This is a genomic window from Pedobacter jeongneungensis (assembly GCF_039538295.1).
In the GTDB taxonomy this organism is placed as follows: domain Bacteria; phylum Bacteroidota; class Bacteroidia; order Sphingobacteriales; family Sphingobacteriaceae; genus Pedobacter; species Pedobacter jeongneungensis.
In genome coordinates this window covers 416,293-430,317 of sequence record NZ_BAABBY010000006.1, presented here as the reverse complement: position 1 = coordinate 430,317, position 14,025 = coordinate 416,293, and the positions used below count along the sequence as shown (strand labels likewise).

Annotated in this window: 10 protein-coding genes; 7 read left to right on the top strand and 3 right to left on the bottom strand. The window is 37.8% G+C overall.

The window, feature by feature from the left end:
* Nucleotides 1–564: 564 nt before the first annotated feature.
* Nucleotides 565–2,724 carry an FUSC family protein gene (locus tag ABD769_RS14080; protein WP_344852056.1) on the bottom strand — a complete coding sequence of 720 codons (2,160 nt, stop codon included), beginning with the start codon at nucleotides 2,722–2,724 and terminating at the stop codon, nucleotides 565–567.
* A 738-nt stretch (nucleotides 2,725–3,462) separates the two neighbouring features.
* Between ABD769_RS14080 and ABD769_RS14075 the strand changes: the two genes are divergently transcribed.
* The 3 genes from ABD769_RS14075 (at nucleotide 3,463) to ABD769_RS14070 (ending at nucleotide 5,370) form a co-directional block, all read left to right on the top strand.
* Nucleotides 3,463–3,684 carry a hypothetical protein gene (locus ABD769_RS14075; RefSeq protein ID WP_344852055.1) on the top strand — a complete coding sequence of 74 codons (222 nt, stop codon included), beginning with the start codon at nucleotides 3,463–3,465 and terminating at the stop codon, nucleotides 3,682–3,684.
* A gap of 105 nt (nucleotides 3,685–3,789) precedes the next feature.
* Complete coding sequence (locus ABD769_RS25015; protein WP_425568862.1) at nucleotides 3,790–3,963, top strand: type II toxin-antitoxin system YafQ family toxin; 174 nt, start codon at nucleotides 3,790–3,792, stop codon at nucleotides 3,961–3,963.
* A gap of 54 nt (nucleotides 3,964–4,017) precedes the next feature.
* Entirely contained in the window at nucleotides 4,018–5,370 is a 1,353-nt protein-coding gene (locus ABD769_RS14070; RefSeq protein WP_344852054.1) for a PhoH family protein, read from the top strand.
* Nucleotides 5,371–5,508: 138 nt separating this feature from the next.
* On the opposite strand, the gene ABD769_RS14065 is transcribed toward ABD769_RS14070, so the two are convergent.
* Nucleotides 5,509–6,720: a TCR/Tet family MFS transporter gene (locus ABD769_RS14065; protein WP_344852053.1), complete on the bottom strand. Its 1,212-nt coding sequence runs from the start codon at nucleotides 6,718–6,720 to the stop codon at nucleotides 5,509–5,511.
* Nucleotides 6,721–7,138: 418 nt separating this feature from the next.
* Here ABD769_RS14065 and gyrA point away from each other — a divergent pair, with 418 nt between their 5' ends.
* From gyrA to ABD769_RS14045, 4 genes are all read left to right on the top strand, one after another.
* Nucleotides 7,139–9,733 carry a DNA gyrase subunit A gene (gene gyrA / locus ABD769_RS14060; protein WP_344852052.1) on the top strand — a complete coding sequence of 865 codons (2,595 nt, stop codon included), beginning with the start codon at nucleotides 7,139–7,141 and terminating at the stop codon, nucleotides 9,731–9,733.
* Between the two features lie 26 nt (nucleotides 9,734–9,759).
* Nucleotides 9,760–10,848, top strand: coding sequence for a tetratricopeptide repeat protein (locus ABD769_RS14055; RefSeq protein WP_344852051.1), 1,089 nt, complete (start codon nucleotides 9,760–9,762; stop codon nucleotides 10,846–10,848).
* Between the two features lie 99 nt (nucleotides 10,849–10,947).
* Nucleotides 10,948–12,093 carry a tetratricopeptide repeat protein gene (locus tag ABD769_RS14050; RefSeq protein ID WP_344852050.1) on the top strand — a complete coding sequence of 382 codons (1,146 nt, stop codon included), beginning with the start codon at nucleotides 10,948–10,950 and terminating at the stop codon, nucleotides 12,091–12,093.
* A gap of 114 nt (nucleotides 12,094–12,207) precedes the next feature.
* Nucleotides 12,208–12,909: an endonuclease V gene (locus ABD769_RS14045; protein ID WP_344852049.1), complete on the top strand. Its 702-nt coding sequence runs from the start codon at nucleotides 12,208–12,210 to the stop codon at nucleotides 12,907–12,909.
* A gap of 130 nt (nucleotides 12,910–13,039) precedes the next feature.
* Here ABD769_RS14045 and hemF read toward each other — a convergent pair whose 3' ends face one another.
* Nucleotides 13,040–13,933, bottom strand: coding sequence for an oxygen-dependent coproporphyrinogen oxidase (gene hemF / locus ABD769_RS14040; protein ID WP_344852077.1), 894 nt, complete (start codon nucleotides 13,931–13,933; stop codon nucleotides 13,040–13,042).
* Nucleotides 13,934–14,025 lie beyond the last annotated feature (92 nt).

Genomic DNA, 14,025 nt, shown 5'->3' with positions numbered 1-14,025 from the left:
GGTTAGAAATAGGTACCAGCCATCTGATTAAAAGGCCTTTCTTCACTAATTTAGAGATTAGCGAATGACTATCATCTCCTTATGACAATTTGCCACTTAATTAATCAATTTTGTATGATTATCGGTTAATTTTTGACTAGGCCGCTTTAGACGAGCTGTGCCATTTTGATAAAATTGGGCTATAAAAAGATTCTTAGCCTTTGCTCGATTTTCATATCTATTTCAGCTACGGAAACATAGAAAACACAGAGCGTTGAAGTTAAAATGTAACTCAGTCTGTTATCTTCCCCATGTGCCATCCTTTCGACCGTAGCGGAGCAATCTAAGACCTAATCATCATTATTTTTGCCACGGAAGCACCGAAAATATGGAAAAGTTATGTGCTGTTGAGAGTATGATGATAGACTTTATAAAACGGTCGTCATCTCAACTGAAACGTCCCGAATATTCGGAAGAGAGATCTACCTCGGGATAGATTTAGCTTCGCTGTGCACTTACGTGGTTCTCGACTTCGTTGCACCACGCTCGAAATGACGATCATTTGGATAGCCCTACAGAATAAAACTATAGCTTAATCTTTACCGATAATTTATAAATATCATAAGCCACTTTCTGGATCAGGTCAAATTGTTCTGGTATTAAATCTTCACCTTTTTTTATCGCTAAACTGGTATCATTTAACCTGATTAACGGCACATTATCAATTGTACTGGTACCTTGCTCTAAGTTTTCGATAGCCGTATCCAGCAAATAGTTGGTATTATTCGCAATCGGTTTTAAAGCCTCGAAACTTTCAAAAATAAATTCATGCTCCTTATTATACAGCGAAAGCGTGGCCACATACGAAGATAATAAATGACTTAATGCCGTAAATTGGTGTACTTCTTTAATAAATAACTGTTTGCTTTTCGGTTCTGAGAACATTCGCTGAAATAAGGAAGCCAAATTTGCAGTACTTACATAAACTTCTTTCCGTGCGAGTTTATATTCCGTTCTGTTATAGTTTTTTTCGAAATACAGTTTAACTACCTGGGCATAATAGGCCTTATTGGCTTTCAGAATATTAAGCATGGCTTCTTTTAGTTTCTCATGCTCCCAGGTCGGGAATAAAGAATAACTGGCCAGTAAGGCAATACCTGAGCCAATAAAAGTATCATAAATCCTTTCACGCGCCAATGCTATTGATCCCATACCTAAGAAATCAAAAAGGATCAGGATATAGGGTGTCATAAAAAGTACGCTGACTACATAATTTTTCCTTTGGAAACTATAGCAACCGATCATACAGATCAGCAGGATTACGAACAGCGTATTTTTATCATCAATGTAAGTTACCACGCCCATTCCTATAAATGCGCCAACGGTAGTTCCTATTAAACGCTGGTAATTGCGTTCTTTGGTCAAACTAAAGCCTGGTTTCGATATCACCAGAATGGTTAGCAGGATCCAGTAACTGTGCGAGAAATTGAGGAGCTGAGAAACCACAAAGCCTAAAAGCATTACCACTGTTACACGCAGCGAGTGCCTGAAAGTAGACGAACTGTACGTTAAATTCTCGGTAAAAAGTTTAAAATCAAATTTCTGCCGGGTTATAAATTTTTCTGTATCTACCTCAGCCTGACGGATATCCTTACTGTTCCTGATTTTGAAATAACTGAAAATCGTTTTCACCCTCGCCAGTATATTTTCAATATTAACTTCAATATTTTTTAAAGCGATAATGCCCAGGGTATTGTATTCCTGATTTTGATTGTTTTTCTCCAGGTCATTGATCTTAACTTTTAAACGTTCAATTTCAATCAGTAAACGTTTCGAAATTACCGGCGTTCTGCCACTTTTTAAGCCAAAAGCAATATCATCCAGCGCATAAGAAATCCGTTTAATCGCCATTTCATAATCCGATAATATCCCAGCTTTATCAAACTGATCGTGAAGCTGCTGGTAATTGTAATAGGTAGACATTACCTGCTCAAACAGGTCGACCATATCTACAAACACCAGTAAAAGAAAACGACCTTCAGGAGTAGAATCCCGAACAATTTCGCGTGTTCTGAAAAGCAGTTCCCTTACGGCATCCTGTTTTTCATGAACAGAAACCTGAAGCTGTAATAAATCTGAATAGGTTTTATCGTAATTATTGTTCTGGTGATAAAATTTGGCTTTCTCTCTTAAAAATTCTGCCACTTCCAAAATAGAATCACTTAACGATTGCTGAACCAGGCGGAAGGGGCGCAGGCGGTAAACAAAATAGCTCAACCCCGTGTACCAAAGGCTTCCTGCAAGCACCATAACGGCATGTAGCAATACTTCCTGCCATGGCCTGATGTCATCGATGCTCAGCACCATAATCAGCAAAACAGCCGTACCCACCGATGCTGCCCTGATGCCGTAAATGTAGAACATTGAAAATACAAAACTCGATATAGCAAGCAGAAAACCGATAAAATAATGGCTTCTATTGGTTAAACCTGTCAGGATAGAAAAAGTAAAGATTAACGCAGTGGTAACCAGCATGGCATTTCTCCGGTGTACCATTGGCCCAGGGCTATCTACCACACTTACACATAAGGCGCCGAGTGATAAGGTCATCCCGTACTTTAGCATACCAAACTGGGCAAGGATTAAAGAGGGGAGCAGCACACCAATAGTAATACGGAGACCGTCGGCAAAATACGTACTCAGTAAAAAGTCTTGTATGTTTCTAATGGGTTGCCTGATCTGCATGTTACAAAAATAACATAATAGCGAAGTTTTTTGTTGTGATTAAAATTAAGTTTTTTGCTTTTTTTAAACTTTTAAGCAGAATTTCGTTAAATAACTGGTTAACAAAATAATAGCAAATGTTTATAAGTGGAAGCGGCTAAAATGTTAACAACATTATTAAAAGCGCGAATTAGAGATAAAAACGATTGTTTAGTTGAATTAATCTGTTGATAAACAGCTATTTTAGGTTGATAACTATGTTTATAAAAACGTATATTTTTCTCTTGACAAATGAGTGTTTTCGTGCTAAATTAGGTCATATCAAATACGAAGTACTTTGAATTCTGACAAACAATCCAAAAGAGATAAAGAGCCGAAAGGGGAATTATTTCGGATAGTTTACAGGGAAAACGATAATTTCATAAAGGGTTAAACCGAGTAAGAATATACACTACCACCGCAAGGTTGGAAGATAAGAAAATCGAACAGGCCCAAACAGAGCTTATGGAAAACTCAGAAGTTTACGGACGGAAGAGTTGGAAATAAATTTTCACGGATCGCAAAAGTTGCAAAACCTAACGAAAACGGAAAAATCAAAGTAACAAGAATTAGATGCTTTAAAATACAATTACGGTTGTTTTTAAAGTTAAAACGGGGAACTTAATCGAAAGAAGAAAGTCCCCGTTTTTATTTTGACCAAATTTTTCACCTCCCTTGAAATATATAAAAAATGTATATTTGTATATAAATACATTTATCATGGAAAGCTTTGTAATACACATACCTACTAAAAAAGCCGGATTAGTTAAAGAGCTTTTAAAGGAACTGGGGGTTACTTTTGATAAAGTTGACACAGATTTAGGGAATTGTGATAAAAATCATGTCCCAAATGCGGAAACCATTAAGGCAATGAACGAAGTTAAAGAGGGTAAGGGAGTCAAATTTGCTAGTGCCGACGATTTATTTGCCAGTATTAAGTAATGTATCAGATTGTTGCTTCCAACAAATTTCTTAAAGATTTAAAATTGCTTAAGAAGCGCTCATTAAAAGATTTTGCATTGCTGCAAGATATAGTAACCATATTGGCTGAAAGGCCACTTAGGTTTAAGCAAAAAACATTATCCTCACAAATTAACGGGAAATTTCAGCGGTTACTGGGAATGTCACGTAAAGCCGGATTTACTGTTGATCTGGGATGAAAATGAAACAATAAAGTTAATAGAGTTAATCCGCACAGGTACGCACTCAGATTTATTTTAAACATTCAGGCCAAAAAAGAATAGTTAATTCTTCCTAAAATATTAAATTTACCAAATGGCCAAAAAAGGTAAATCAATCTCCAATCCGTCAAAAAAGATCTTCGTTTTAGATACCTCGGTTATTTTATACGATCATGATGCCGTAAATAACTTCCAAGAACACGATGTGGCCATCCCAATTCAGGTTTTAGAAGAATTAGACAATTTTAAAAGTGGTAACGATACACGTAATTTTGAAGCCAGGAGTTTTATCCGCCTGATTGATGAAACCTCTAAACAAAAACTCATCAGCGACTGGATTTCGTTAAGAAGTCCTGATTCAGGTAAATTTAAGGTTGTTCTAAACGAAAAACCATTAGTTGTGGATGCCGAAGAAGTGTACGGAAAAGGCAAAACCGATCACAAAATTTTAAATGCTGCTTTAAGCCTCAAAGAAGAACATCCAGACAAAAAAGTAGTGCTGGTTTCAAAAGATATTTGCCTGAGATTAAAGGCAAAAGCCCTCGATTTGAATGCTGAAGATTACGAAACCGGTAAAATTAAAAATGTAGATGAGCTTTATGCCGGCAAAACAGAATTGATTGATTTCCCAAGTGAAATTATTGAGGAAGTAAAGAAAAATACTTTTGTAGACGCAAGCGACTTAGGATTACCACCCAAAAATGCCAATCATTTTTATATCCTTAAAAACAAAAGAAAAACAGCCAACGTATTTTACAATAACAGCCTAAAAACCATTTCTGCTGTATCTACTGATGCGATTTTTAAAATCAAACCAAAAAACATCGAACAGGCTTTTGCCATTCATGCGCTTTTGGATCCCGAAATTAAACTGGTAAGCATACAGGGCAATGCCGGAACAGGAAAAACCTTGCTGGCGCTGGCCAGTGCTTTGGAGCAGCGCAAAAATTTCAGACAGATTTATGTTACCCGTCCAATTGTTTCGCTGAGTAATAAAGATATTGGTTTCCTTCCGGGAGATGCAAAATCAAAAACAGATCCGTTTATGGCGCCGATATGGGATAACCTGCGCTTCATTAAAGAACAATTTATTGGTGATGATAAAATGTCGGAAAAAATTGACGAGCTGATTAATACCGAAAAAATAGCCATTGCGCCTTTGGCTTTTATCCGTGGCAGAACCCTCACCAAGATTTTCTTTATCATTGATGAAGCACAAAATCTTACCCCGCACGAAGTTAAAACCATCATTTCGAGGGCAGGAGAGCATACTAAAATTGTTTTTACGGGAGATATTTACCAGATTGATACACCATATCTCGACTCGGAAAGCAATGGATTGTCTTATTTAATCGAAAACGCTAAAAATCACCCTTTGTATGCGCACATTACCTTGCAAAAAGGGGAGCGGAGCGAATTGGCAAATTTGGCGAATGAGTTGTTATAGCGAATGATCCAACAATATCCTCATTCCGACCGTAGTGGAGAAATCTTTTAAATTTGATTTTTGTAGCTTACTCAAAAGATACCCACAGATGGAAAAATCCTCGTTTATCAGTGTAGATTGTGGTTAAAAGCCCTTAACTCAATGATATTTCTTTAAACTTCTCAAACAGATAAACAACCCAATCAAGGTTAACACGGCGCTCAGTATAAAAGGCGCCCCTGGAAAATAAACGGGTGCTTTACCCTCTATAAAATAGGCGAAAATATGTGTCATAACCCAGGGTGCAAATATCGCAGCTAAGCTTTGTAAGCCTGTTAAAACGCCTTGCATTTCGCCCTGTGCATTTGCAGGAATCTGATTGGAAATTAAACCCTGCATTGCTGGTCCGCCGATTCCGGCCAAACCGTAAGGCACCATAAAAGCAAACATCATCCAGCCTTTACTGGCAAATGCAAAAGCCACAAAACCAATTACATATAAAATCAAACCAAAATAAACCGCTTTCTTTTCGCCAATTTTGGGTAAGATCACCCTGATTAAACCACCTTGCACAATTCCAATTACTAAACCAACAAATCCTAACGAATAACCCACCCAGGAAGCATCCCAGTTGAATTTTTCCATCGTATAAAACGTCCAGTTAGACTGAACGGAATGACTGGCAAAATACAACAAGAATAAAGTAATCATTAAACCCAACAGTGCCGGATATTTACCAATACTAAACAAAGAGCCAATAGGATTCGCCCTTTTCCATTCAAAAGCCCTGCGTTTTTCAACCGGTAAAGATTCTGGTAAGATAAAATAACCATAAAGCCAGTTGATTAAAGATAAACCTGCAGCAATCATAAAAGGAACCCGGGTACCGAAATGGCTAAATGCACCACCTAAAACCGGTCCTAGAATAAAACCTACACCAAAAGCAGCACCCACGAGACCGAAATTCTGTGCTCTTTTTTCAGGCGGAGATACATCTGCGATATAAGCCTGCGCCGTGGTAAAACTAGCTCCGGTAATGCCCGCAATAATTCTTCCTACAAATAACCAAACAATTGAAGGGGCAAAAGCCAGGAAAATATAATCGATACCCAAGCCAAACAACGAACTCAATAATACAGGCCTTCTGCCGTATCGATCGCTTAAAGCCCCGATAATCGGAGAAAATATAAACTGAACGGATGCATAGGCCAAAGTAAGCCAGCCGCCATATTCTGCCGCCAAACCAAAGCCTCCACCGGTAAAATCCTGTATAAGTTTTGGTAAAACCGGAATAATGATCCCAAAGCCTGTAAAATCGATCAGCAGGGTGACCATAATAAAACTCATTGCAGATTTTTTCTCGTTTGCCATTATATTAGAGGTTGAAAAACAAAAGTATCAGAATTACTTAAGTTCTACAAACCTTTAAAAACCTGATCGGTGTAAACGAAATATTTAATAAAGAGCCCTTGTTTATAAACCTGATATAGCGAAAAGCCCGCATCCCGATTTTCCATCGGGGAGGACTTGCAGCGGTAGCAGGGCTGCTGCCCGCCATTAATACTGAACCCTACATTTCCAAAAAAAACATAAAACTCAATTAATCTGCACAATTACGGAACGCGTTAAACTGGCCTTCAGTAAATTAAAATTCCATCGGGCATAAAAAACCTATAACAAAGGTCAAAACTTTTCCACAATGCCTTAATTCGGCATAATTTTGTTAAATTCGCATGGTTATAGTAATACCCTTTTTTAATATCGTTTTAAGTAGCGAGAATAATAATTTATGGCAGAAGATTTAGAAAATCAGCAGAACGACAAAATCATTCAAATTAACATAGAAGAGCAGATGAAATCGGCCTACATTGATTATTCAATGTCGGTAATCGTATCAAGGGCATTGCCCGATGTACGCGATGGATTGAAACCAGTACACCGCCGTGTGCTCTACGGCATGTTGGGTTTAGGTGTAACCAGCGGAAAACCTTATAAAAAATCAGCCCGTATTGTAGGCGAGGTTTTAGGTAAGTATCACCCACACGGTGATGCATCCGTATATTTTACCATGGTTCGTATGGCTCAGGACTGGAGTTTGCGTTACCCGATGGTAGATGGACAGGGAAACTTTGGCCACATTGATGGTGATTCGCCGGCTGCAATGCGTTATACCGAGGCACGTTTTAGCAAACTTGCCGAAGAAATGGTTGCAGATATTAATAAAGATACGGTTGATTTTCAGTTAAACTTTGATGATACTGAGCAGGAGCCAACAGTTTTACCTGCAAAAATACCTAATTTATTAGTTAACGGTTCTTCGGGTATTGCCGTGGGGATGGCCACTAACATGGCGCCACATAACTTAACTGAAGCGATTGACGGGGTTATAAATTATATTGACAACCGGGATATTACCATAGAGGAATTAATGAAGTTTGTAAAAGCTCCCGATTTCCCTACAGGTGGTATTATTTATGGTTATACAGGTGTAAAAGAAGCATTTGAAACCGGTCGCGGACGTATTGTAATGCGTGCAAAAGCCGAAATCGAAAACATTAAAGACCGCGAGGTAATTATCGTTACCGAAATTCCGTACCAGGTAAATAAGGCACAAATGATTGAGCGTACTGCTGAATTGGTTGGCGAGAAAAAACTGGAAGGTATTTCGAACATCAAAGATGAATCGAACAAAGATGGTATCCGCATCGTGTACGAAATTAAACGTGATGCAAATGCCTCTATCGTTTTAAACAACCTTTATAAATATACAGCGCTACAAACCTCGTTCAGTGTAAACAACATTGCATTGGTAAAAGGACGTCCGCAGATGTTGAATCTTAAAGATTTGATTGTGCATTTTGTAGATCACCGCCATGATGTAATTGTTCGCCGTACCAAATATGAATTAGCCGAGGCTGAAAAACGTGCACACATTTTAGAAGGTTATTTAATTGCTTTAGATCACTTAGATGAAGTAATTAAATTGATCCGTGCATCCGAAACGCCAGAAGAAGCCCGTTTAGGCTTAATGGAAAAATTCGGTCTGAGTGATCTTCAGGCACGTGCCATCCTGGATATGACTTTACGTCGTTTAACAGGACTAGAGCGTGATAAGATTAAAGAAGAATATGCTGAATTAATGAAAACCATCGAATACTTGAAATCTATTTTAGCGGATGAAGGTTTGCGGATGAAAATCATTAAAGATGAGCTGGAAGAAGTGAAACAGAAATTTGGCGATGAGCGCAGAACTACCATCGTTCACTCGGCCGAAGATATGAGCATGGAAGATTTCATCGACGATGAAGAAGTTGTGATCACCATTTCTCATGAAGGTTATGTAAAACGTACGCCTGCAAGCGAATTTAAAGCGCAGGGAAGGGGTGGTAAAGGATCTAAAGGCAGTACCTCAAGAAATGAAGATTTTATTGAGCACATGCTCGTAGCCACCAACCATAACTACATGTTGTTCTTTACCGAAGCAGGAAGGTGTTTCTGGCTCAGGGTGTACGAAATTCCGGAAGGTTCGCGAACCAGTAAGGGAAGAGCGATCCAGAACATCATCAATATTCCGAAAGAAGAAAAAATTAAAGCTTATATTAAGGTTAAGAACCTTAAAGATCAGGAATATTTAGAGAACAATTTCATCATTATGTGTACTAAAAAAGGTACCATTAAGAAAACTTCTCTTGAGGCATATTCTCGTCCGCGTGTAAATGGTATCAATGCCATTAACATTAACGAAGGCGATATTTTATTAGAAGCTTGTTTAACCAATGGCGAAAGCGAAATTGTAATGGCCTTACGTTCAGGCAGAGCGATTCGTTTTAACGAAAAAACCGTTCGTCCAATGGGTAGAACAGCTACCGGTGTACGTGGTGTAAGGCTTGCGCACGATCAGGATGAAGTTGTTGGCATGATTGCTGTTAACAATCCTGAAGTTACCGTGTTGGTGGTATCAGAAAAAGGTTATGGAAAACGTACCGATATTGAAGATTACCGTGTAACCAACCGTGGTGGTAAAGGGGTAAAAACCATTAATGTTACGGAAAAAACCGGACAACTGGTATCGATTAAAGATGTTACTGATAGTGAAGATCTGATGATTATTAATCGTTCAGGTATTGTAATCAGAATTCCGGTTTCAGCTTTAAGGGTAATGGGACGTGCCACTCAGGGGGTTCGTTTAATATCGTTAAAAGGTGATGACGAAATTGCATCGGTTACCAAAATTGACCACGAAGAGGACGAAGAAGAAACAGTAGATTTAACAGATGTTGTAGTTACAGACGGTGAAGAAATAGAAGCCGATACTACTCCTGAAGCTGATGATACTGAAGAAGAAGAGGACGAATCGGATAACGAAACGGAAGAAGAAAATTAACTAAAATTAAGATTAGAATAAAAATTATGAAAAGAGTATTTCTAAGTATATTTCTAGCAGGTGCGGTAAGCGCTGCTTTTGCTCAGAAAAGTGAAATAACCGCGGCAAAAAACGACTGGGGTTTATTCCAGCTAACTTCTTCAAGCGCCACAACACCGCTTGCAAAAAAACTTGAAGCATTAGCTAAAGGCTTGGCCCATACCGATAAAGCTATTGCTGATGAGAAATCTAAAGTAATGCCGGAAGCATGGTCGTACCGCGCTTTGTTTGCTTCTTCTGCAGCCATTTTAGATTCTACCAGCACCGCAAATGCTGATGCAAACCTTAAAATTGCACAGGATGCAATTGTTGAAGCTAAAAAACTGGATACCAAAGGCACTGAAAAAGATAACATCAATTCAGCTGAAACCAACATTATTAATGCGGTTAGAAACGGCGGTGTAATCGCTTACAACAAAAAAGATTACAAAACGGCTTACGAAAAATTTGTTGCAGCAACCGTGATCAATCCACAGGATACTTCGATGTATTTAAATGCTGGTATTGCAGCAAGAAATATTGAAGATTATCCGGGTATGATTACCCAGTTTAAAAAAGTAATCTCTTTAAACTCACCACAATCTAAAGATTTATATTCTGAAATCATTAACGCTGCTTTAAGCAAACAAAAAGATACAACAGCAGCCTTAGCAGTGATTAAAGAAGCTTCAGCTAAATTCCCTGAAAATACCGACTGGATTAAAACTGAAACGCAGATCTATATTGATAGGGGTGATGCAGCAAAATCTGAGCAGATGTTAACTGCTTTGGCAGCAAAAGAACCAAATAACCCTAATTATCAGGTATTATTGGGAAATATTTATTTCAGCCAGGCTTTAAAATTGCAAGCAGACAGAAATAAAATTGATGCTAAAAAAGTGAAAGAATTTAATGAGGTAACGGCTAAAATGAATGCTTTATTAGATAAATCTCTTCCTTTTTACAAAAAAGCACTTGAAGTAGATGCTAAAAATCAAGGAGCTTTAGAAACATTGAAAACCATCTATGGTTTCAGAAACGACACTAAAAATTACGAAGACATTAAGAAACGTTTAGACGCATTGCCTAAACAATAATTTATTCACCAATCTAAAAAAAGAGCCCTGAAATTTCGGGGCTCTTTTTTTTATGTTTATTTTTATGGTTTATTACGGTTTTATCACATTAATACATTTATGCAGAATTGCCTTAAAATATCTTTAACCGCCCTTATTTTCGTCTCATTTAATGCTGTAGCCCAAAAAAGCCAGATTTTAATCGCCAGGAATGCTGTCGGGAAACTTCAGGCATCTATCGCCAATAAAGAAGATGAGAAAAAGCAGTTAAGTATTATTACAGAAGGTTTAAAATCGATAGAATCTGCCGAAAAAGACAATAAATCAAAAAACTGGACCGAAACCTGGTCGATAAAATCTTACCTTACTTCGTTTGCATCATTAATCGATACCGACCCGAATAATGCGAATAAATTTTACGATAGCGCTGTAGAAGCTGTTGCCAAAGCAAAGTCATTAGACCGTTATAATGACAATGGGGGACTTATTAAGGCATCTGATCACAATATTCTGATCAAAAAGCAGGATAAAGGCAACGAAGCTTATTTCAACAATGAATTTAAAGAGGCATTTGCTGATCTTAAAGAAGTATCGGATAATTTTCCGGCAGATACCACTCTGGCGCTAAATACCGCGATTTGTGCGTTAAATATTCAATCGTACGATGAATCTTTAACTTATTTTAAACGTGCAAAAGAAAATGGAATTAGAAATCCATCTGTTTTTCAGAAAATGGCGCAGATGTACGTAGTAAAATCAGAAAATGAAACTGCTATTAAAACTTTAGAAGACGGACTGGCCTTGAATCCATTTAATCGTTTTTTAACCAACGATTACATCAATCTCTTATTGGATACTGAAAATTACAGTAAAGCGCAGGGATTGATCGAAAATAATTTAAAAGTTGAAAAAGGAAATAAATTGCTTTATTTCCTGTACGGTTACCTGCAACAGGTTGGCGGTAATAATGCGACTGCAATTTTAGCTTATGATAAAGCTTTGTCAACTGATCAGAATTATTTTGACGCCTTGTATCAATTAAGCTTAGCGTACATCAATACAGCTAATGAAACATTGCGTAAAAATGATGCAGACAAAACCGAAAAATATAAAGGCTTAATTAACCGTGCACAATTTGCTTTGCAACGCGCCAACGAAATTAATCCAAACGATAAAAAAACTGTACAGTTGCTGATTGATATCTACAACAAAAAGGGAGCAACAAATAAAGTACAGGAACTTAACCGCAAACTCCAGGAACTATAATTTTATTGAATATTTATGACGATAGGGATGGTAATAGAAAATACAACTTAACATAATATTAATTATAAGACAAGTCTATTAAAACAATTACCTGTCTCAAATTGTCCTAAAAATATGTACGATCATTATAGTTTCGAAGAAGCTGCTGCTTACCAAATTGAACTCGCCAAGCAATTAAAATTTCAGCCATTAGAGAAAATTGAAACCATTGCAGGCGCTGATATTTCTTTCAATAAAAACAGTTCGACCATGTATGCCGGAATTGTAATACTCACATATCCGGGCATGGTTTTAAAATCATTCGCCTTAGAAACTTACGAAACGAATTTTCCATATAAAGCTGGATTTTTAGGCTTTAAAGAAGTTCCGGCATTGTTAAAAGTTTGGGAACTCATCCGTAATAAACCAGATGTTGTAGTACTTGATGGGAATGGAATTCTGCATCCACGCCGTATGGGCGTCGCCTCGCATTTTGGAATTTTAGCCAATCACTCAACCATTGGCTGCGCTAAAAGTATTTTGCACGGAAAAAACCACATTCCGGAAAACGTTAAATTAAAAACTGAGGAAATTAAAAACAATGCAGACGAGCTGCTTGGTTTTGCACTCAGAACAAAGATAAATTGTGCGCCGGTATATGTCTCTGCTGGTCATTTAATTACCGCAGAACAAAGCCTGGATATTATTAAAAATTGTGTTGGTAATTACCGTATTCCTGAACCAACCCGCATGGCGCACAACATTGTCAACGATTTTAGGATTGGTAAATTAAAAGCTGGTTTTCATGAGACATCGGCGCCCTTAACTTTGTTTTAACTCCTCAAAATTACCGTCATTTCGAGCGAAGTGCAACGAAGCCGAGAACCACGTAAGTGCAGCGAAGCTAAATCTGTCTCAAGATAGATCTCTCCATTGCACTGCGTTCCAGTCGAGATGACGGAAATTCCTAAACCCAATTAATTCCTTTTTTAAGCAACTGAACGGTTTTATATTCATCTGAACCTGCTTCAGGCTGAATATTGTAACCCCAATTAGCCTGTGGTGGTAAACTCATTAAAATAGATTCGATCCGGCCATTGGTTTCCAGTCCGAATTTCGTTCCCGAATCGTACACCAGGTTAAATTCTACATAACGGCTACGACGTTGATATTGCCATTCCTTTTGTGCTTCAGTAAATTCTTTATCCCGGTTACGGTCAATTAATTCCGTATAAATTGGTAAAAATGTTTCGCCAATATTCGCAGAGAAATCTAAAATCTGCTCCCAGGATAAATTGGTATTTTCAGGCTTTAATCTGTCGTAAAATATACCGCCAATGCCCCGGGTTTCTTCACGGTGTTTAATGAAGAAATAATCATCCGCATGTGTTTTAAATTTCGGATAAAAATCAATGCTGAAATCGTCGCAGGCCTGTTTTAATTTATGGTGAAAAAAACGGGCGTCGTTTTCGAATACATAATGCGGAGTTAAATCGATGCCGCCACCAAACCAGCGGGTTTCTTCGTTTAATTCGAAATAACGGATATTCATGTGGATAATCGGAACCAATGGATGGTTTGGATGAATCACAATTGAAACACCGGTTGCAAAAAAATCATCTTCAGTAACGTTAAAAGCTTTTTTTACAGCTTCGGGTAATTTACCGTGTACCGCAGAAAAATTAACACCACCTTTTTCAATAATTGCGCCATTTTGCATAATCCGGGTGCGTCCGCCTCCCCCACCGCTTCTCTCCCACAATTCCTCTTCAAATTTTCCTTTGCCATCGGCAATTTCCAATCCACGGCAAATTTCATCCTGAATTTGCTTATATCGCTCTGCTACTTCTTCTTTAAACATGACGGCTCTTTCTAATTCCATGCAAATTTACACCTATTAAAGCTGCTATATTGATTTATGTTTAGATAGTACATTTTATTGACATTGATTTT

What these genes read in the sequence shown, in the direction of transcription:
- ABD769_RS14080 (WP_344852056.1), bottom strand. Translation starts at nt 2,724, where the DNA reads ATGCAGATCAGGCAACCCATTAGAAACATACAAGACTTTTTACTGAGT.
- ABD769_RS14075 (WP_344852055.1), top strand. Translation starts at nt 3,463, where the DNA reads ATGGAAAGCTTTGTAATACACATACCTACTAAAAAAGCCGGATTAGTT.
- ABD769_RS14070 (WP_344852054.1), top strand. Translation starts at nt 4,018, where the DNA reads ATGGCCAAAAAAGGTAAATCAATCTCCAATCCGTCAAAAAAGATCTTC.
- ABD769_RS14065 (WP_344852053.1), bottom strand. Translation starts at nt 6,720, where the DNA reads ATGGCAAACGAGAAAAAATCTGCAATGAGTTTTATTATGGTCACCCTG.
- gyrA (WP_344852052.1), top strand. Translation starts at nt 7,139, where the DNA reads ATGGCAGAAGATTTAGAAAATCAGCAGAACGACAAAATCATTCAAATT.
- ABD769_RS14055 (WP_344852051.1), top strand. Translation starts at nt 9,760, where the DNA reads ATGAAAAGAGTATTTCTAAGTATATTTCTAGCAGGTGCGGTAAGCGCT.
- ABD769_RS14050 (WP_344852050.1), top strand. Translation starts at nt 10,948, where the DNA reads ATGCAGAATTGCCTTAAAATATCTTTAACCGCCCTTATTTTCGTCTCA.
- ABD769_RS14045 (WP_344852049.1), top strand. Translation starts at nt 12,208, where the DNA reads ATGTACGATCATTATAGTTTCGAAGAAGCTGCTGCTTACCAAATTGAA.
- hemF (WP_344852077.1), bottom strand. Translation starts at nt 13,933, where the DNA reads ATGTTTAAAGAAGAAGTAGCAGAGCGATATAAGCAAATTCAGGATGAA.